This is a genomic window from Streptomyces sp. NPDC056738 (assembly GCF_042790435.1).
GTDB lineage: Bacteria > Actinomycetota > Actinomycetes > Streptomycetales > Streptomycetaceae > Streptomyces.
Genome location: NZ_JBHTZF010000013.1, coordinates 277,832 through 296,309 on the forward strand (window position 1 = coordinate 277,832; position 18,478 = coordinate 296,309).

Here is an 18,478-nt window from a genome sequence, read left to right on the forward strand (position 1 = left end):
ACGTGATTGCGAGTCTGCTGGTCGCCAACCGGGGCGAGATCGCCTGCCGGGTCTTCCGCACCTGCCGTGCGGCCGGGGTGCGCACGGTCGCCGTGTACTCCGACGCCGACGAGAACGCCCTGCACACCCGCGAGGCGGACGCGGCGGTGCGACTGCCCGGCGCGACCCCCGCCGAGACGTATCTGCGGGGCGATCTCGTCGTGCGGGCCGCGCTGGACGCGGGCGCCGACGCGGTGCACCCGGGGTACGGGTTCCTGTCGGAGAACGCGGACTTCGCGCGGGCGGTGATCGACGCCGGGCTGGTGTGGGTCGGGCCGTCCCCCGAGGCGATCGAGGCGATGGCGTCCAAGACGCGGGCGAAGAAGCTGATGGGGCTCGCGCCCCTGGAGCGGGTCACCGCCGCGGACCTGCCGGTGCTGGTCAAGGCCGCCGCGGGCGGCGGCGGCCGTGGGATGCGGATCGTCCGTGAACTGGAGCATCTGGAGTCCGAGTTGGAGGCGGCCAGGGCGGAGGCGCTGAGCGCCTTCGGCGACGGCGAGGTGTTCGTCGAGCCGTACGTCGAGGGCGGCCGGCACGTCGAGGTGCAGATCCTGGCCGACGCGCACGGCACGGTCTGGCCGCTCGGCACCCGCGACTGCTCCCTCCAGCGCCGCCACCAGAAGGTGATCGAGGAGGCGCCCGCCCCCGGACTGGGGGAGGAACTCACGCGACGGCTCCACGAGTTGTCGGTGCGCGCCGCCCGCGCCGTGGACTACGTCGGGGCCGGCACGGTCGAGTTCCTCGTCGCCGACGGCACCGCGCACTTCCTGGAGATGAACACCCGGCTCCAGGTCGAACACCCGGTGACGGAGGCGGTGTTCGGGGTCGACCTGGTGGCCCTGCAACTGCGGGTCGCGGAGGGGGAGCGGCTGGAGGGCGAGCCCCCGCCCGCGCGGGGCCACGCGGTGGAGGCCCGGCTGTACGCGGAGGACCCGGCGGGCGCGTGGGCGCCGCAGACGGGCACCCTGCACCGGATCGCCGTCCCGGACGGCGTCCGGCTGGACACCGGGTTCGCCGACGGCGACTCGGTGGGCATCCACTACGACCCGATGCTCGCGAAGGTCGTCGCGCACGCCCCCACCCGCGCGGAGGCCGTGCGGAAGCTGGCGGGCGCCCTGGAGCGGGCCACGCTCCACGGTCCGGTCACCAACCGGGATCTGCTCGTACGGTCGCTGCGGCACGAGGAGTTCACCGGGGCCCGGATGGACACGGGCTTCTACGACCGTCACCTCGCCGCGCTGACCGAGCCCGCCCCCGATCCGTACGCCCCGCTGGCCGCGGCCCTGGCCGACGCGCACGGGCGCTCGCGGTTCGGCGGCTGGCGGAACCTGGCGTCGGCTCCGCAGACCAGGCGCTACCGGATGCACGGCTCCGAGCACGAGGCCGCGTACCGGCACACGCGGCAGGGACTCGCGGCCGACGGGGTGCGCGTGCTGCACGCCGACGCCGGCCGGGTCGTCCTCGAAGTGGCGGGAGTACGGCGGACGTTCGAGGTGACGCGGTACGCGGACGGCCGGGTCTTCGTGAACGCGACCGCGCTGACCGAGCTCCCCCGTTTCCCCGATCCGGCCGCGGACCGGGCTCCGGGCTCGCTGCTCGCGCCGATGCCCGGCACCGTGGTCCGGGTGGCCGAGGGGCTCGCCGAGGGCGCCGCGGTGCGGGCCGGGGAGCCGCTGCTGTGGCTGGAGGCGATGAAGATGGAGCACCGGATCTCGGCGCCGACGGCGGGCACGCTCACCGCTCTGCACGCCGTCGTCGGGCAGCAGGTGGAGGTGGGCGCGCTGCTGGCCGTCGTACGCGAGGACGCGACGCCCGGGGAGACGCCACCGGCCGACGCCGGGTGAGACGGCGCCCCGCATCTCCCGGATCTCCCGAACCTTCCGCATCTCCCGAACCTTCCGCACCCCTCGTACTCCCGCACGTTCCGTATCTCCGTACCGAGGAGCCCTCATGAGCCCTGTCACAGAGACCGACGAACACAAGGCGCTCCGTTCCGCGGTCGCCGCTCTCGGCAAGCGCTACGGCCGCGAGTACCTCACCAAGGCCGTCGCTGAAGGCGGTCACCCCGACGAGCTGTGGGCCGAGGCGGGCAAGCTCGGCTACCTCGGGGTGAACCTGCCGGAGGAGTACGGGGGCGGAGGCGGCGGCATCGCGGAACTGTCCATCGTCCTGGAGGAGCTGGGTGCGGCCGGCTGTCCGCTGCTGATGCTCGTCGTCTCGCCCGCCATCTGCGGCACGGTCATCGCCCGTTTCGGCACCGAGGAGCAGAAGCGCACCTGGCTGCCGGGCCTGTCCGACGGCTCCCGCACGATGGCGTTCGGCATCACCGAGCCCGACGCCGGCTCCAACTCGCACCGCATCACCACCACGGCCCGCCGCGACGGCACCGACTGGGTCCTGACCGGCCGCAAGGTCTTCATCTCCGGCGTCGACATCGCCGACGCGACGCTCATCGTGGGCCGCACGGAGGACGCGCGCACCGGCAGCCTCAAGCCTTGCCTGTTCATCGTCCCGCGCGACGCCGAGGGCTTCGGGCGGCGGCAGATCGACATGGAACTGGCCAGCGCGGAGAAGCAGTTCGAGCTCACCCTGGACGAGGTGCGGCTGCCGGCCGACGCCCTGGTCGGCGACGAGGACGCGGGACTGCTGCAACTGTTCGCCGGTCTCAACCCGGAGCGGGTGATGACGGCCGCGTTCGCGATCGGCATGGGCCGCTTCGCGCTCGCCAGGGCCGTGGAGTACGCGCGGGACCGCACCGTCTGGAAGGCGCCCATCGGCGCGCACCAGGCCATCGCCCACCCGCTCGCGCAGGCCCACATCGAGCTCGAACTGGCCCGGCTGATGATGCAGAAGGCCGCGTACCTGTACGACATCGGCGACGACATCGGGGCCGGGGAGGCCGCCAACATGGCCAAGTACGCGGCCGGGGAGGCCTGTGTGCGGGCCGTCGACCAGGCGGTCCACACCCTCGGCGGCAACGGCCTCACCCGGGAGTTCGGGCTCGCCTCCCTCATCACGGCGGCGCGCGTGTCTCGTATCGCGCCGGTGAGCCGGGAGATGATTCTGAACTACGTCTCCCACCAGACCCTGGGCCTGCCCAAGTCGTACTGAGCGCTCTAGGAGGAACCGTGTTCCGCAGCGAGTACGCAGATGTTCCGGCCGTCGAGGAACCCATTCACGACGCCGTCCTGGGACACGCCGCCGAGCGCGGCGAGACGCCCGCCCTCGTCGACGGCGTCGACGGCACCACGCTCACCTACGCGCAGGTCGACCAGTTCCACCGGCGGCTGGCCGCCGCGTTCGCCGAGGCGGGGCTGCGCAAGGGCGACGTGCTCGCCCTGCACAGTCCCAACACCATCGCCTTCCCCGTGGTCTTCTACGGGGCCACGCGCGCGGGGGCGTCGGTCACCACCGTGCACCCGCTCGCCACGGCGGAGGAGTTCGCCAAGCAGCTCCAGGACTCCTCGGCCCGCTGGATCGTGACCGTCTCGCCGCTGCTGGAGACGGCCCGCAGGGCCGCCGAACTCGCGGGCGGCGTACGGGAGATCTTCGTCTGCGACCAGGCCGAGGGCCACCGGTCCATGGTCGACCTGCTGGGCGGCACCGCGCCCGAACCGCGGGTGGACATCGACCCCGTCGAGGACGTGGCGGCGCTCCCGTACTCCTCGGGCACCACGGGCGTCCCCAAGGGCGTGATGCTCACCCACCGCTCCATAGCCACCAACCTCGCCCAGCTCGAACCGGCCATGCCGATGGGCCCGGGCGAACGCATCCTGGCCGTACTGCCGTTCTTCCACATCTACGGACTGACCGCCCTGATGAACGCGCCCCTGCGGCAGGGCGCCACCGTGGTCGTGCTGCCCCGCTTCGACCTCGACACCTTCCTCGGCGCCATCCAGGAGCACCGCATCACCGGCCTGTACGTGGCACCGCCGATCGTCCTGGCGCTCGCCAAGCACCCGGCCGTCGCGGAGTACGACCTGTCCTCCCTGGAGTACATCGTCTCGGCGGCCGCGCCCCTGGACGCCGCCCTCGCGGCCGCCTGTTCGGCCAGGCTCGGGCTGCCGCCGGTGGGCCAGGCCTACGGCATGACCGAACTGTCGCCCGGCACGCACGTCGTCCCGCTGGGCGCCGAGAACCCGCCCCCGGGCACGGTCGGCAAACTCGTCGCCGGCACCGAGATGCGCATCGTCTCCCTCGACGACCCGGACAAGGACGTCGCCGTCGGAGAACGCGGCGAGATCGTCGTCCGGGGGCCCCAGGTCATGAAGGGCTATCTGGGCCGGCCCGACGCGACGGCCGCGATGATCGACCCGGACGGCTGGCTGCACACCGGGGACGTCGGTCATGTCGACGAGGACGGCTGGCTGTTCGTCGTGGACCGCGTCAAGGAGCTCATCAAGTACAAGGGCTTCCAGGTGGCCCCCGCCGAGCTGGAGGCACTGCTGCTCACCCACCCCGGCATCGCCGACGCCGCCGTCATCGGGTCCTACAACGAGGACAACAACGAGGTCCCGCACGCCTTCGTGGTGCGCCAGCCCTCGGCCGCCGACCTCTCCGCGAACGAGGTCATGCTGTACGTCGCCGAGCGCGTCGCCCCGTACAAGCGGGTCCGCGTCGTCAGCTTCATCGACGCCGTCCCGAGGGCGGTCTCCGGGAAGATCCTGCGCCGCGAACTGCGAGGCCTGTCATGACCGTCGTCCGCACGGAACACGAGCGCGGCGTCACCACGCTCACCCTGGACTCGCCCGCCACCCGCAACGCGCTCTCGGCCGTCCTCGTGGGCGAGCTCGCCGACGCGCTCACCCGCTGCGGCAAGGACGGCGACGTACGCGCCGTCGTCCTGACCCACACCGGGAACACCTTCTGCGCGGGCGCCGACCTGCGCGACCCGCCGCCCCCGGAGGCCTTCGTCGGCCTGCTGCGGCAGATCGTCGAGCTGCGCAGACCCGTCGTGGCCCGGGTGGCAGGACACGTCCGGGCGGGCGGCCTCGGCCTGCTCGGGGCCTGTGACATCGCGGTGGCGGGCGAGGCGTCGACCTTCGCCTTCACCGAGGTACGGATCGGGGTCGCCCCCGCCGTCATCTCACTGCCGCTGCTGCCCCGCGCCGACCCGCGCGCCCTCGCCCGCTACTACCTCACCGGCGAACGCCTCGACGCCCCCGAGGCCGTCCGCACCGGGCTCCTCACGGCGGCCGGGGACGACGTGGACGCCGTCCTCGCGCCCGTGCTCGACGGGCTGCGCCGGTCGGCCCCCGACGCCCTCGCCGAGACGAAGGCACTGCTCACGGCTAAGGTGCTGGAGACCTTCGACCGGGACGCGGCGGACCTGACCGCGCTCTCGGCCCGGCTGTTCTCCTCCGCGCAGGCCCGCGAGGGTATGACGGCCTTCCTCGAACGACGGGATCCCGCATGGGTGGTGTGAGCGCGACGGAACACGCGGCACGTACTCCGCACGTCCCCAAACAGGACCGCAGCCGGGCCACCCGGCAGCGGCTCCTGGCCGCCGCCGTGGCCTGCCTCGCCGAACACGGCTGGGCGGGCTCCACGGTCTCCGTCGTCGCCGAGCGCGCCGGGGTGTCCCGGGGCGCCGCCCAGCACCACTTCCCCACCCGCGAGGACCTCTTCACGGCAGCCGTCGAGTACGTCGCCGAGGAACGCTCCAGCGCCCTGCGGGACCTGTTCCCCGACGGTCCCGCCGACCGGCGTGCCGTCGTCGAGGCCCTCGTGGGCCTCTACACCGGGCCGCTGTTCCGTGCCGCCCTCCACCTCTGGGTCGCGGCCTCGAACGAGGACCAGCTCCGGGCGCGGGTGACCGAGCTCGAAGGGCGCGTCGGCCGGGAGAGCCACCGCATCGCGGTGGACCTGCTGGGCGCGGACGAGTCCCGGCCCGGGGTGCGCGAGACGGTGCAGGGGCTGCTGGACATGGCGCGCGGTCTCGGCCTGGCGAACCTGCTCACCGACGACACCGCCCGCAGGGAGCGGGTCGTGGCGCAGTGGGGGACGATCGTGGAGGAGACCCTCGGCTGACCGGCCCCGGCCCCTGGTCAGGATCGGCGGCCCCGGTCCCGGGTCAGGGGCTGAGCCGCTCGACCCGCCAGCCGCCGTCGGGCCGGGCCACGTAGCGGAGCCGGTCGTGGAGACGGTTCTCGCGGCCCTGCCAGAACTCGACCGTCTGCGGGGCGATCCGGAAACCGCCCCAGTGCGGCGGCACGGGCACCTGCTCGCCCTCCGGGTAGCGGGCGTCCAGCTCCGCGTACGTGGCGTCCAGCTCGCTGCGCCCGGCGATGACCGTGGACTGGGCGCTCGCCCAGGCGCCGAGCTGGGAGCCGTGCGGGCGGGTGCGGAAGTACGCGGCGGTCTCCTCCCGGCCCGTGCGCCGGGCCGTCCCGGTGACGATGACCTGCCGGGCCAGCGGATGCCACGGGAAGAGCAGCGAGATGTACGGGTTGCGGGACAGCTCGCGGGCCTTGCGCGAGTCGTAGTTCGTGTAGAAGACGAAGCCCTGGTCGTCGTACCCCTTGAGCAGCACCGTGCGTGAGCTGGGCCGGCCCTCGGCGTCCGCCGTGGAGACGACCATCGCGTTCGGCTCGTGCACGAAACCGTGCACCGCCGCCTGGGCCGCCTGCTCGAACCAGCGGGAGAACTGCTCCATGGGGTGCGCGGCGAGATCGCTCTCGTCGAGTCCCTCGGCGCGGTAGTGCGCCCGCATGGAGGCCGGGTCGGCGGCGATCTCCTCGTGCGCGGCCTCGGCGGCCTCGGCCGCGGCCTGGATGAGGGGCTCGTTCGTGGATTCGTCCGGGACACGATCGTTCACGCGGTCATCCTGCCGCATCGGGGCCCCTCGCGGGCCGGGTGCGAGGGCGGGTGGGCTTCGTCACGCAGTGGCACTCAGTGCCGCGTTCTCTCCCTGAAGATGGCACTCGGGGATATCGTGCTGATGCCGTTCCGGTTGGAGGACCAGTCGTACGGGGCATCACCGGGGTGACCGCTTTCGGACCGCGAGCCGGCGGAGACCGACCGAAGAGCATTCGGGAGTCTTCGCGGACGACCGTGGAACCGGCCGGCGCAGCACCTCCCCGTCGACCGTCGCCCCCACAGGGGCGCAGGGTCACCACAACCCCGACAACACCATCCGTCGCACACATCACGAGGAGCCGCCTGATGTCCGACTTCGTACCCGGACTCGAAGGAGTCGTCGCGTTCGAGACGGAGATCGCCGAACCCGATAAGGAGGGCGGCGCTCTTCGCTACCGGGGCGTCGACATCGAGGACCTCGTCGGCCACGTCTCCTTCGGCAACGTCTGGGGACTCCTCGTCGACGGCGCCTTCAACCCCGGTCTGCCGCCCGCCGAGCCGTTCCCGATCCCCGTCCACTCCGGTGACATCCGTGTCGACGTGCAGTCCGCGCTCGCGATGCTCGCACCCGTCTGGGGCCTCAAACCCCTCCTCGACATCGACGCCGAGCAGGCCCGCGAGGACCTCGCCCGCGCCGCCGTCATGGCCCTGTCGTACGTCGCCCAGTCCGCCCGCGGACAGGGCCTGCCCATGGTCCCGCAGAACGAGATCGACAAGGCCCACTCCATCGTCGAGCGGTTCATGATCCGCTGGCGCGGAGAGCCGGACCCCAAGCACGTCGCCGCCGTCGACGCCTACTGGACCTCGGCCGCCGAGCACGGCATGAACGCCTCCACCTTCACCGCCCGCGTGATCGCCTCGACCGGCGCGGACGTCGCCGCGGCGCTCTCCGGCGCGGTGGGAGCCATGTCGGGCCCGCTGCACGGCGGCGCCCCCTCCCGCGTCCTCGGCATGATCGAGGAGATCGAGCGCACCGGGGACGCCGACGCCTACGTCCGGCAGGCCCTCGACAACGGCGAGCGCCTCATGGGCTTCGGCCACCGCGTCTACCGCGCCGAGGACCCCCGCGCGCGGGTGCTGCGCCGCACCGCGCGCGAGCTGGGCGCCCCCCGCTTCGAGGTCGCCGAGGCCCTGGAGAAGGCCGCGCTCGCCGAGCTCCACGCCCGCCGCCCGGACCGTGTCCTCGCGACGAACGTCGAGTTCTGGGCGGCCATCGTCCTGGACTTCGCCGAGGTCCCGGCGCACATGTTCACGTCCATGTTCACCTGCGCCCGTACCGCGGGCTGGTCGGCCCACATCCTGGAGCAGAAGCGCACCGGCCGCCTGGTGCGCCCCTCCGCCCGCTACGTGGGACCCGGCACCCGCGGTGTCCAGGAGATCGAGGGGTTCGAGGACATCGCGCACTGACCCGGCGCGGGGCGCACCGGCCCCGCACCGGGACGACCGCCGTCACGCGGGAGCGAGCAGCTCCGCGTGGTGGCGGGCGGCGACGAGCGGGTGCGCCCGCAGCTTGCCCTTGAGCTCGTTGAAGCCGTACTCGGCGAAGAGCGGATTCGACGGGTCGTCGGTGACGCCGGGCGCGCCGGAGGCGTGCGGGAACGGCAGCGGCTCGATCCGGGCGTCCAGGCGCGGGTTGTAGAAGAACGGCACCGAGAACCGCTCGGTGGCCCCGGCCGGGCTCACCACCCGGTGGTTGGTGGCTACGAGATAGCCGTTCGTCGCGACCTCCAGGAGCTCGCCCAGGTTGACCACGAAGGCGCCCGGCAGCGGCGGCACGTCGTGGAAACGGCCGTCGTCGCGCTGCACCTGGAGCCCGCCGATCCGGTCCTGGAGCAGCAGCGTCAGGAATCCGTAGTCCTTGTGCGCGCCCACGCCCTGATCGGCGCCGTCGCCGGCGCTCCCGGGGTAGCGCACCAGCTTCAGGTGCGGGTGGGCCCGCTCGCCGAAGATCGGGTCGTAGAAGCCGGCGGGGGCCCCGATGGAGGTCAGCAGCTCGCGCAGCAGCCGGGCCGCGACCGCGCTCAGCCGCTCCATCCAGGCCAGCGCGGCCGTCCGCAGCTCCGGCAGCGCGGCCGGCCACTGGTTCGGACCCTGGAGCCACCAGTACGCGGGTTCGCCGGGCAGCGGCGCCCGCGCGGGCCGTTCGGCGCCTATGTCGAGCTGGTCCCGCCAGTCCCGGCTGCCGCCGGTGCGCTCGTCGCCCGTGCGCGTGTACCCGCGGAAATGCGGTGAGAAGACGTTGTCGAGGGCCAGCCGGTCGGCCTCGGGGAGCGCGAAGAACCGGTGCATGGCCCGCAGCAGCGCGCCGGTCTCGGCCTCGGTCACGCCGTGCCCGACGAGCTGGAAGAAGCCGACGTCGTGGGCGGCGCTGTGGAGCTGCGCGTGCAGCAGCGCCCGTGCCTGGGGGCCGCGGTCGGCCGCCGAGAGGTCGATGATCGGAAGCTGCTGGTACGGGGCGTGGGAGCGCCCGTTCGGGGCAGCGGTGGAAAACGTGGAAGACGTGTTCGTCGTCATGAGGTGCGTCCGCGGGGTCTACGGGTGCCCGGGGCGGCCGCCGGGGGTGGGGCGGGGGCCACGGGTGCCGGGGAGGGAAGAAGCCGTGCGAAGGGGGCCGGTCAGGCGGAGCGCCGACAGCCCATGCTCGTGACGCGCACGAAATCCACGTGGCGGCGTCGGACGAGCATCGGAAGCATGGCCACAGCGTACTGCTCTCCCCGCGAACCACCTGTGACCCGGGTCACTCGACGATCGATGATCGCTCGGAGGTCCGGACCGCGGAGGTCCGCGATCACTCGGAGGTCCGCGATCGCCCGGAGGCGGGCGCGCGGGCCGGGAGACGCGGACGACCCGTGAGCTCGGGTCCCTCCGCCTCGCGGCGACGGGGCCGGCCGGACGTACCGGCGAGCTCACGGGTCGGGTGACTGCGTTGGATTGGGCCGGCTGCATGCGTGTCGCATGCCGGTCCGGCGCCGAACCGAGTCCGACAGCGGGCCGCTAGCCCGCAGTCACCTCGTATGTCCGGGTTTCCGTCATGAGCCGAACCACCTCCTCTCCTACGTGTGGAGAACTCTAGGAACCCGTCCCGGAAGGCTCAAGCGATTTATTCGCGGTCCTCGCACGGTTCGCGGCACAGAGGGATTTCCCTCTTCTTCGGGCATCTTCGAGGAACGAGGTGTGGGCTGGGTCACGTTCGAGTTGAATGGTGACGAGTGAGCGAACTGTCGCGCCGTACACAACGGACGCAGCCTGCAGGGGGTCCAGGTGAGTGCTTCCCGGCGTAGTGGGACCACCGACGAGCTGGGGCCGGACGAGCCCGAGCGGGACGGCTCCGACCTGCTGGCCGCGCTGCTGGACGGCATGGACGCCGCCCTGTGCGCCTTCGACGCCGACGGGGTCCTCACCCACTGGAACCGCGAGGCCGAGCGCATCCTCGGGTGGACGGCGGCCGAAGCGGTGGGGCGGCGCGGATTCGCCGGCTGGGCCGTGCGGACCGCCGACGCCGAGGAGGTCGAGGGCCGGCTGATGTCCGCCATGGAGGCGCCCGGCCGCCAGGTGCACGAGTTCGCGCTCCTGACCAAGGACGGCGGCAGGGTCCTGGTCCGCACCCAGTCCGCCGCCGTCCGCGGCCCGGAGGGCAAGCCCGCCGGGCTGTACTGCGCCTTCAGCGAGGTGCACACCCAGATCGACCTCGAACGGTCGATCGCCCTGAGCGAGGCGCTCTTCGAGGACGCCGGCTGGGGCGTGGTGCTGGTCGACGCCGACCTGCGGCCCGCCGTGGTCAACGCGTACGCCGCCCACGCCCTCGGCGCCGGCCGCACCTCCGCCCTCGGCCGGCCCCTGGGCGACCTCCTCTCCCAGGGCGTCGAGGAGCTGGAGAGCGCCCTCACCCACGTCCTGTCCGAAGGCGCGCCACCGGCCCCCGCGGAGATGTGGGTGGGCCTGCGCACGCCGGAGGGCGAGAAGCGGCGGTGCTGGCGCAGCGGCTTCGTGCGGCTCGCCTCGCCGCTCGCGGAGGAGCCCGTACCGCTCGGTGTCGGCTGGCTCTTCCAGGACGTGACCGAGGCCAAGCAGACCGAGCAGGAGGCGGCGCTGCTGCGCTTCCGCGCCAACCAGTTGCACCGGGCCGCGCGGGCTGCGGCCGAGTGCGAGAACCCGGGCGAGGCCGCCGCCGTCCACCTCGACTTCGCCCTCGCGGGCTTCGCCGACCACGCGCTGGTCGACCGCGTCGCCCCGGGCGGTCCGGCGAACGGGGAAGGGCCCGTCCGGCTCGTACGGACCGTCGCCACGCCCGCCGGATCGCCCGGACCGAGCCACATCACCGGCAAGGCCGGACTGCCCCTGCGCTACGGGGAGGGGCACCCCGCGCTCCAGTGCGTGGACCGCGCCGGTTCGGTCCGGGCCGACGCGGCCGCCGCCGACCCCGAGCAGGCGCGCGAATGGGCGCTGGCCCGGCAGTGGCCGCGCGACTCCGTGCACGCCCTGTGCGCAGTGCTGCGCAGCCGCGGCCGGACGCTCGGGGTCGTGACGTTCCTGCGGAGCGCGGGCCGCAGCCGGTTCGAGCGCTCGGACGCGATGTACGCGGAGGACGTGGCCGTACGGATCGCGATGGCCCTGGACCTGGAAGAGCTGACGGACAGGCCCTAGGGCGGGTTCGCGCCTGGGCGGGTCCGCACCCTAGCGGCGGTAGAAGATCCGGTCCCCGTACTCCGTCATGACGCGGCCGTTCCACTCGTGGCCGCCGTCGACGTTGCCCGAGCGGAGCAGGGGCGGTTCGATGCCGCGGTCCGCGAGGGCGCCGGCCGCGGTCGCCATCACCGCCTGGAGGAGGGCCGAGGTGACGACGGTCGAGGCGGGTGCGAAGGGTGCCTCGATGGAGTCCAGGGTGAGTTCCGCGTCGCCGACCGGGATCCGCGAGTCGAGGACGACGTCGCAGTGGTCCTTGAGGTAGGTCCCCGACACGTGCCGTGACGTCGTCTCGGTGGCGTAGGCGACGGAGGTGACGCCGATGACCTTCACGCCCAGGGCGCGGGCGTTCATCGCCATCTCCACGGGGAGCGCGTTGCGGCCGGAGAGCGAGATGATCACCAACAGGTCGCCGGAGCGCAGCGGGCTGGAGTCCAGGACCGCGCTCGCCAGGCCGTCGACCCGCTCCAGGGCGGAGCCCAGGGTCGCGGGCATGACGTCGACGCCCACCACCCCCGGTACGGCGAGCAGGTTCATCAGGGCCAGGCCGCCCGCGCGGTAGACGATGTCCTGCGCGGCGAGCGAGGAGTGACCGGCGCCGAAGGCGAAGAGCCGGCCGCCGTCCACGACGGTGTCCGCGATCAGGTTCCCGGCCGCCCCGATCTCCCCGGCGTCCTCGTCCCGCACCTGCCGCAGCAGGCCGATCGCGGCGTCGAAGAACTGCCCGGCCAGCTTGCTGTCGCTCATCGGCGAAGCCCCTTTGAAGTCTCGTCGGCTTGGAGATCTCGTCGGCGCCGGGTCGGCGCAGGGCGGGCGGACGGCCGAACCGGTCGCCCGGCGTGGCCGCACATCCTCGTGTCGCGGATCACGTTGCGGTCTGGACCACTGCCCTGTCAATACGGCTTCCGGGGCGCCCGAGGGCACGGCGACGCGGGCCCCGGCGGCCGGACGGGACCTGATTCACGGGGATTCCGAGGCGATCGTCGCCAAGCGGTTCGGACGGCGAGGCACGGTTGTCAGTGCTATGCGTCAGAATTGAGTCCAGGGCCAGCGCACACGCCGGTGGACCATCGAGTCTCCGGCAGAGCTAATCGAGGGGCACGAATGTCCGGACTGATCGACACCACGGAGATGTATCTCCGCACCATCCTCGAGCTGGAGGAGGAAGGCGTTGTCCCCATGCGCGCCCGGATCGCGGAGCGGCTCGACCAGAGCGGCCCGACGGTGAGCCAGACGGTGGCGCGCATGGAGCGCGACGGTCTGGTGGCGGTGGCGAGCGACCGGCATCTGGAGCTCACGGACGAGGGGCGGCGGCTGGCCACCCGCGTCATGCGCAAGCACCGTCTCGCCGAGTGCCTGCTCGTCGACGTGATCGGCCTGGAGTGGGAGCAGGTGCACGCGGAGGCCTGTCGCTGGGAGCACGTGATGAGCGAGGCGGTGGAGCGGCGCGTGCTCGAACTGCTGCGCCACCCGACCGAGTCGCCGTACGGCAACCCGATCCCGGGCCTGGAGGAGCTGGGCGAGAAGGACGGGGCCGACCCGTTCCTGGACGAGGGCATGGTGGCGCTGTCCGAGCTCGACCCGGGTGTGGACGGCAAGACCGTGGTCGTCCGGCGGATCGGGGAGCCGATCCAGACGGACGCCCAGCTCATGTACACGCTGCGGCGGGCGGGCGTGCAGCCCGGTTCCGTGGTCAGCGTGACCGAGTCGGCCGGCGGGGTCCTCGTCGGCAGCGGCGGTGAGGCCGCGGAGCTGGAGGCGGACATCGCCTCGCATGTGTTCGTCGCCAAGCGCTGACGCATCTTCCGGTACCCGCGAGGGGCAGCTCCCGGGCGCCGACCGAGAGGCCGGCAGTCGCTGACCTTGAGGTCGGCGTCCGGGAGCACGCCGGACACCGTGGGGCACCCCCGTCCCCACCACCCCGGACGCGTCAACTGCTGTGGCGGGAGGGGCAGTTGTGATGTCTCCGCGACCATCTCGAAACCAAGATTCAGTGTGCCGAATCGCAGCGCCGAGACCGTTTGCGTGCAAGGCTGTCGCGTGAGGCATATGACTTGAGGGCTCTTGACCGTGTCCGGGAGCGATCGTGCACGGTCGGGGAGGGGGCGTGAGGATGTGCCGCAGATGCGGAGAGGGCCCCGGCGCCTTCCGGCGCCGGGGCCTGTCCTCCCCTGTGCTGACCCGGAGCCCCGAGCTCCCAGGGTCATTCCCTTCGGACCGTTTTCCCCGAGCGGTCCGCCTCCCGCAGAAGATCTCCCCCGGGCGACGGCGGTCAATCCTGGTGGGCGGTCACTCGAACGAGGGGTGTTGCGGCCGGAGAGGCCATTTTCGAATCCCCATTCGATAACGTGACGATGTGGCGGCGTGCGTGAGGGCATCGCCCGCACACCGGGAACAGCGGCAGAAAGCGGTACGAGTGGACCGGCCGGGAAGAGCGGGAGTGAGCGGGTCCGAGCGAGCCAGGGGGGTGCCTTTACCGATGGTGCGGCGCATCGACGTGACAGGGGCCGGCGGTGTGCGCCTGGCCGCATGGGAGTACGCCGACCCTCCCAAGAGCGACCAGCCGAAGGCGTCCGAGGCGCCCGGCGTGCTGTTACTGCACGGCCTCATGGGCCGCGCCTCGCACTGGGCGTCCACCGCCCGCTGGCTCTCCGAGCGGCACCGCGCCATCGCCCTCGACCAGCGCGGTCACGGCCAGAGCGACAAGGCCCCGGAGGCCGAGTACACCCGTGAGGCCTACGTCGAGGACGCCGAAGCCGCCCTCGACCAGCTCGGCCTCGGACCGGCCGTCGTCGTCGGCCACGCGATGGGCGCACTGACCGGCTGGCAGCTCGCCGCCAAGCGCCCCGATCTCGTCCGGGCCCTGATCATCTGCGACATGCGGGCCTCGGCGCTCGGCTCCGCCTCCCAGCGTGAATGGGAGGACTGGTTCAAGGCCTGGCCCGTCCCCTTCGCCACCCTCGCCGACGTACGGAAATGGTTCGGCGAGGACGATCCCTGGGTGGAGCGCCCGAATCCCTCCCGCGGCGAGTTCTACGCCGAGGTGATGCACGAGTCCCCCGACGGCTGGCGCCCCGTCTTCGAACCCGAACAGATGCTCAAGTCCCGCCAGACCTGGGTGTACGACGCCCACTGGGAGGAGCTCGCCCAGGTCCGGTGCCCCGCCCTGGTCGTCCGCGGCCTTGACGGGGAACTCGGCCGGGCCGAGTCCCAGGAGATGGTCCGGGTCCTGCCGCGCGGTCAGTACGCCGAGGTCGCGGACGCCGGCCACCTCGTGCACTACGACCAGCCCGAGGCGTGGCGCGCCGCGATCGAGCCGTTTCTGGACGGAGTGCTCACCGGCTAGGGCCTGTCTGCCGACGCAGTCCGGCCGTGTCACAAGGTGATCACGAAGCTTCACCGGATCTTCATATTCCGCTGCTGTGTGGTGCCCAATAGCGCTGCGGCGCGGTGTGCCGTCCCGGCCGCTCAGCTCACCTTTCAGGGGGACGCGCACCGCAACGCCGCACGACCACCGGCGGCGGCCCGCGGTCAGCCCTTGCTGACCGCCGTCAGGATCTCCGGCAGGCGCCCAGCCGTCCGCGGCGCGGCGAGCCGGAGTCCGAGCAGGGTGATCAGCGCCCCGTAGACGGCGCCCACGGGCAACAGCAGCCAGGTCCAGCGGTCGCCGTCGGCGCTCACGTTCAGCCAGATCGTCAGGGCGATGACGGGAGAGGCGAGCAGGGCGGCCGAGATCAGGCCGCCGAAGATGGCGATCCAGGCCAGACCGGCCTGACCGGGCGCCACGTTCTTGTAGCCCTCCTGGGGGATGGAGTACGGGAAGCGTGCCGAGGACCACGCGCCGGTCGCCAGCATCGCGCCGAGCAGCGCGAAGGACAGCCCGAGCACCTCGGGCAGCTTCCCCCACGCGCCGAGCAGCCCCGTCGTCACGGTCGTCACGAGCGTCGCGTACGGCAGGGTGATCAACAGCAGGGCCAGCGCCCGCCCGCGCAGCTCGACGTACGCGTCACGGGTGGAGGAGATCGTCAGCGCCACCATCCAGAACGCCGACGTGTCCTGCCCGAACTGGTTGTACATCTGGATCCCGAGCATCCCGGCCGCGAAGCACGCGAAGTAGACCGAGCCGGTGCCCTGGAGCGCGTTGAACACCGGCACGATCAGCCCGATGGCCAGCGAGGTCACCCAGGCCGCCTTGGTCTTCGGGTCGCGCCACACGTACCGCAGGCTGCGCTCCATGACCGTCCCGGTGCGTCCGGCCGGCAGCAGCCGCCCGAGCCCCGAGGAGCCGCGCTCCTTGGCGGCGGGCTCCGCGGCCTGGAGCGTGGACCCGTCGGGCGAGGTCATCAGCCGCGTCAGATGACGGGACCAGAGCGCCAGCAGCCCCGCCAGGGCGGCCGCGCACAGGGCGAGCTGGACGATCCCGGCCCCGTACGACCCGTCGCTCACCGAGTCCACGGCGCCGATCGCCGACGCGGGCGGGATCCAGCGCAGCACGTCCGTCACCGGGTCCAGCGCCGACAGCCCGCCCGCCGAACCCAGGCGCTGGGCGCCGAAGTTGACGAGCTGGGCGCCGATCGCGACGACCAGCCCGCTCAGCACCGCAAGATCGCGGCCCTTGCGGCTGGACAGCAGCCGGATGTTGGCGGCCGCGACGGCCCGGGCGAGGGCCACGCAGACCAGCAGGGCGAGCACCAGCGCGACCACCGCCGTCGCGTACGCGGCCGCCCCGTGCGCGACCGCGATCACCGAACCGAGCAGCAGGCAGAACGTGAAGAGCGGCCCGACACCGACCAGGGAGGCGGCCAGCAGCGCCCGGACGAGCGGCCGCGGCCGCAGCGGCAGCATCACCAGCCGCGTCGGATCGAGCGTCTCGTCGCCGCTGGGGAAGAACAGCGGCATCACCGTCCAGCCGAGCGCCAGGATCGCCACGAGGAGGACGCCGACGGCGGTGGCGTGCTCGTTGCCGCGCAGCGCGATCAGGCCGAGCAGTTGGAGCGCGGCGAAGAGCAGCACCAGCACCGTGGACGCGATGAACGCGGCCCGCCGCCCGGCGGACTGCCGCAGGCCGTTGCGCAGGAGCGACAGCTTCAGTCGTACGACGACGGGAGTGATCGACGCGGCGGAGACGCCGGTGGCCGCGCTCATCGGGGAGCACCGCCGCCCAGCCAGTCCAGGTCGGTCGTGACGCCGCGCCCGTGCGCGCCGACCAGTTCCAGGAAGGCCTGCTGGAGCGAGGGCGCGGCGCCGCGCACCTCGGCGAGCGGACCGTGCGCGCGGATGCGCCCGGCGGCCATCACGGCGACCCAGTCGCACAGCGACTCGACCAGCTCCATCACGTGGGAGGAGAAGACGACGGTGGCGCCGGATGCGGTGTACCGCTCCAGGACGCCCCGGATGGTCTGCGCGGAGACCGGGTCCACGCCCTCGAACGGCTCGTCCAGGAAGAGGACTTCGGGGTTGTGCAGGAGCGCGCAGGCCAGGCCGATCTTCTTGCGCATGCCGGTCGAGTAGTCGACGACGAGCTTGTGCTGGGCGCCCGCGAGGTCGAGGACGTCCAGGAGCTGGGTGGCGCGCTTGTCGACCTCGGCGCCGGGCAGCCCCCTCAGCCGGCCGGTGTAGCCCAGCAGTTCGCGTCCGGAGAGCCGCTCGAACAGCCGGAGCCCCTCGGGCAGCACCCCGATCCGGGCCTTCACCTCCGCCGGGTCGCGCCAGACGTCGTGACCCACGACCTCGACCGTGCCCTGATCGGGTCTGAGCAGACCGGTCACCATCGACAGGGTGGTGGTCTTGCCGGCGCCGTTCGGCCCGACGAGCCCGATGAACTGCCCCGCGGGAAGCTCCAGATCGATCCCGGCCACGGCGATCTGCTCACCGAACCGCTTCCAGAGCCCCCGCACACGCACGGCGGGCACGCCGCCGTCCTTCGCTCCCTCGCTCATACAGGCACCCTAAGGGCCCCCGGCCGCCCGCCACCGGTCCCCGCCGAGTCCCGGTCGATCTACGGACGCCGGCCGGCTCCGCCCGTCACCGGTCCCGTCCGCAGGCGTAGGCCAGCGGGGAGATCAGTTCCTCCGCGTCCGGCAGCCAGCGGTTCGCGGGCGTCGGCCGGCAGGCCCACTGCACGGCACCCCGCGATCCGACCCGGGTCGGCGGCGCGGCCACGTAGGAGCCCTCGCCGCGCACGGTCAGATCGAGCGAGACCGGCGGCCAGCCCAGCGCCCGCACCAGGTCGGGAACCTTCGCCGCGGCTCCGGGGAGCACGAAGAAGTGCATGCGGCGGTCCGGGGTGCACGTCACCGGCCCGAGCGTGAGCTCCATCCGCCGCATCCGGGCGAGCGCCAGGAACCCGGCCGTCTCGGGCACGTCGATCGCGTCGAACGCGCGCCCCGTGGGCAGCAGGATCGACGCCTCCGGCCGCACCGACCAGAGCCGCCGCGCCACGGTCGCGCTGCCCGTGGCCTGGGCCGCCCAGTCCTCGCGCGCCGGATGCGCGCCGGGCGCGGCACAGGCGGGTTCACCGCAGGAGCAGAGCTGCACCCCGCCGGACGTCACCAGCCAGGTGCCGGGGAACACGTCCCAGTGGCGTTCCTCGGCGTAGCGCACGGCGGTTTCCGGCAGCGATTCGCCCCGCTGCTGGGGAATGTGTGCGGACTCGGTTCCTGTGATGATCTCTTCCACGTCGATCTCAACTTCCGCGTCCACCCAGGGTTACGGGGGACACGCGCGCGGGGGAGGAGCATCGATTCCCCGGCTGGGGCGCATGGATGCACGTGTGGGGGCGCGCGGGGGCGGCGGCAGCCGGTAGCGGGTAATCAGGGATGGGGTCGGGCGACCGTCCTTACCCCGGCAATCCTCACATGTCTCGCATCTTCGGTATGTCTGCGGGGCATCGATCTTC

At 72.8% G+C, this 18,478-nt stretch carries 15 protein-coding genes; 9 read left to right on the forward strand and 6 right to left on the reverse strand.

Features of this window, described 5'->3' with window-relative positions; translation table 11 throughout:
• The first annotated feature begins 2 nt into the window (after positions 1-2).
• The 5 genes from ACFRIC_RS31415 to ACFRIC_RS31435 all read left to right on the forward strand — a co-directional run bounded on the left by ACFRIC_RS31415 (position 3) and on the right by ACFRIC_RS31435 (position 6,069).
• On the forward strand, positions 3-1,883 hold the full coding sequence (locus ACFRIC_RS31415) for an acetyl/propionyl/methylcrotonyl-CoA carboxylase subunit alpha (protein WP_382792772.1): 1,881 nt from the start codon (positions 3-5) through the stop codon (positions 1,881-1,883).
• 106 nt (positions 1,884-1,989) lie between these two features.
• The gene (locus tag ACFRIC_RS31420; RefSeq protein WP_382792775.1) at positions 1,990-3,150 is read left to right on the forward strand and encodes an acyl-CoA dehydrogenase family protein; all 1,161 of its coding nucleotides are present in this window, start codon (positions 1,990-1,992) and stop codon (positions 3,148-3,150) included.
• Positions 3,151-3,167: 17 nt separating this feature from the next.
• Entirely contained in the window at positions 3,168-4,733 is a 1,566-nt protein-coding gene (locus tag ACFRIC_RS31425; protein ID WP_382792777.1) for a 4-coumarate--CoA ligase family protein, read from the forward strand.
• The gene (locus ACFRIC_RS31430) at positions 4,730-5,464 is read left to right on the forward strand and encodes an enoyl-CoA hydratase family protein (protein WP_382792780.1); all 735 of its coding nucleotides are present in this window, start codon (positions 4,730-4,732) and stop codon (positions 5,462-5,464) included. The genes ACFRIC_RS31425 and ACFRIC_RS31430 overlap by 4 nt, the downstream gene beginning before the upstream one ends.
• Positions 5,452-6,069: a TetR/AcrR family transcriptional regulator gene (locus tag ACFRIC_RS31435; RefSeq protein ID WP_382792782.1), complete on the forward strand. Its 618-nt coding sequence runs from the start codon at positions 5,452-5,454 to the stop codon at positions 6,067-6,069. The genes ACFRIC_RS31430 and ACFRIC_RS31435 overlap by 13 nt, the downstream gene beginning before the upstream one ends.
• A 43-nt stretch (positions 6,070-6,112) precedes the next feature.
• On the opposite strand, the gene pdxH is transcribed toward ACFRIC_RS31435, so the two are convergent.
• Positions 6,113-6,751, reverse strand: a complete 639-nt coding sequence (gene pdxH, locus ACFRIC_RS31440) for a pyridoxamine 5'-phosphate oxidase (RefSeq protein ID WP_382792893.1) — start codon at positions 6,749-6,751, stop codon at positions 6,113-6,115.
• Between the two features lie 452 nt (positions 6,752-7,203).
• On the opposite strand from pdxH, the gene ACFRIC_RS31445 reads away from it, so the two are divergent.
• On the forward strand, positions 7,204-8,304 hold the full coding sequence (locus ACFRIC_RS31445; RefSeq protein ID WP_382792784.1) for a citrate synthase 2: 1,101 nt from the start codon (positions 7,204-7,206) through the stop codon (positions 8,302-8,304).
• Positions 8,305-8,346: 42 nt separating this feature from the next.
• Here ACFRIC_RS31445 and ACFRIC_RS31450 read toward each other — a convergent pair whose 3' ends face one another.
• Positions 8,347-9,411, reverse strand: a complete 1,065-nt coding sequence (locus tag ACFRIC_RS31450; protein WP_382792787.1) for an isopenicillin N synthase family dioxygenase — start codon at positions 9,409-9,411, stop codon at positions 8,347-8,349.
• A 747-nt stretch (positions 9,412-10,158) separates the two neighbouring features.
• Here ACFRIC_RS31450 and ACFRIC_RS31455 point away from each other — a divergent pair.
• Complete coding sequence (locus ACFRIC_RS31455; protein WP_382792790.1) at positions 10,159-11,541, forward strand: PAS domain-containing protein; 1,383 nt, start codon at positions 10,159-10,161, stop codon at positions 11,539-11,541.
• 30 nt (positions 11,542-11,571) lie between these two features.
• On the opposite strand, the gene ACFRIC_RS31460 is transcribed toward ACFRIC_RS31455, so the two are convergent.
• Entirely contained in the window at positions 11,572-12,327 is a 756-nt protein-coding gene (locus ACFRIC_RS31460) for an SIS domain-containing protein (protein ID WP_382792792.1), read from the reverse strand.
• A 357-nt stretch (positions 12,328-12,684) separates the two neighbouring features.
• On the opposite strand from ACFRIC_RS31460, the gene ACFRIC_RS31465 reads away from it, so the two are divergent.
• Both ACFRIC_RS31465 and ACFRIC_RS31470 read left to right on the forward strand, forming a co-directional pair.
• Positions 12,685-13,377 carry a metal-dependent transcriptional regulator gene (locus ACFRIC_RS31465; protein WP_382792795.1) on the forward strand — a complete coding sequence of 231 codons (693 nt, stop codon included), beginning with the start codon at positions 12,685-12,687 and terminating at the stop codon, positions 13,375-13,377.
• A 682-nt stretch (positions 13,378-14,059) separates the two neighbouring features.
• Entirely contained in the window at positions 14,060-14,926 is an 867-nt protein-coding gene (locus ACFRIC_RS31470) for an alpha/beta fold hydrolase (protein WP_382792798.1), read from the forward strand.
• Between the two features lie 185 nt (positions 14,927-15,111).
• Here ACFRIC_RS31470 and ACFRIC_RS31475 read toward each other — a convergent pair whose 3' ends face one another.
• From ACFRIC_RS31475 to ACFRIC_RS31485, 3 genes are all read right to left on the reverse strand, one after another.
• On the reverse strand, positions 15,112-16,725 hold the full coding sequence (locus ACFRIC_RS31475; protein ID WP_382792800.1) for a transporter: 1,614 nt from the start codon (positions 16,723-16,725) through the stop codon (positions 15,112-15,114).
• Positions 16,722-17,519 carry an ABC transporter ATP-binding protein gene (locus ACFRIC_RS31480; protein WP_382792803.1) on the reverse strand — a complete coding sequence of 266 codons (798 nt, stop codon included), beginning with the start codon at positions 17,517-17,519 and terminating at the stop codon, positions 16,722-16,724. Before ACFRIC_RS31480 ends, ACFRIC_RS31475 begins: the two co-directional genes overlap by 4 nt.
• 85 nt (positions 17,520-17,604) lie before the next feature.
• Entirely contained in the window at positions 17,605-18,258 is a 654-nt protein-coding gene (locus ACFRIC_RS31485) for a bifunctional DNA primase/polymerase (RefSeq protein WP_382792897.1), read from the reverse strand.
• Positions 18,259-18,478: the final 220 nt, after the last annotated feature.

Bases quoted from the DNA above. Each gene is read 5' to 3' on its own strand.
- ACFRIC_RS31475 (WP_382792800.1), bottom strand. From the start codon at position 16,725: ATGAGCGCGGCCACCGGCGTCTCCGCCGCGTCGATCACTCCCGTCGTC.
- ACFRIC_RS31465 (WP_382792795.1), top strand. From the start codon at position 12,685: ATGTCCGGACTGATCGACACCACGGAGATGTATCTCCGCACCATCCTC.
- ACFRIC_RS31460 (WP_382792792.1), bottom strand. From the start codon at position 12,327: ATGAGCGACAGCAAGCTGGCCGGGCAGTTCTTCGACGCCGCGATCGGC.
- ACFRIC_RS31450 (WP_382792787.1), bottom strand. From the start codon at position 9,411: ATGACGACGAACACGTCTTCCACGTTTTCCACCGCTGCCCCGAACGGG.
- ACFRIC_RS31480 (WP_382792803.1), bottom strand. From the start codon at position 17,519: ATGAGCGAGGGAGCGAAGGACGGCGGCGTGCCCGCCGTGCGTGTGCGG.
- pdxH (WP_382792893.1), bottom strand. From the start codon at position 6,751: ATGCGGGCGCACTACCGCGCCGAGGGACTCGACGAGAGCGATCTCGCC.
- ACFRIC_RS31430 (WP_382792780.1), top strand. From the start codon at position 4,730: ATGACCGTCGTCCGCACGGAACACGAGCGCGGCGTCACCACGCTCACC.
- ACFRIC_RS31435 (WP_382792782.1), top strand. From the start codon at position 5,452: ATGGGTGGTGTGAGCGCGACGGAACACGCGGCACGTACTCCGCACGTC.
- ACFRIC_RS31420 (WP_382792775.1), top strand. From the start codon at position 1,990: ATGAGCCCTGTCACAGAGACCGACGAACACAAGGCGCTCCGTTCCGCG.
- ACFRIC_RS31470 (WP_382792798.1), top strand. From the start codon at position 14,060: ATGGTGCGGCGCATCGACGTGACAGGGGCCGGCGGTGTGCGCCTGGCC.
- ACFRIC_RS31445 (WP_382792784.1), top strand. From the start codon at position 7,204: ATGTCCGACTTCGTACCCGGACTCGAAGGAGTCGTCGCGTTCGAGACG.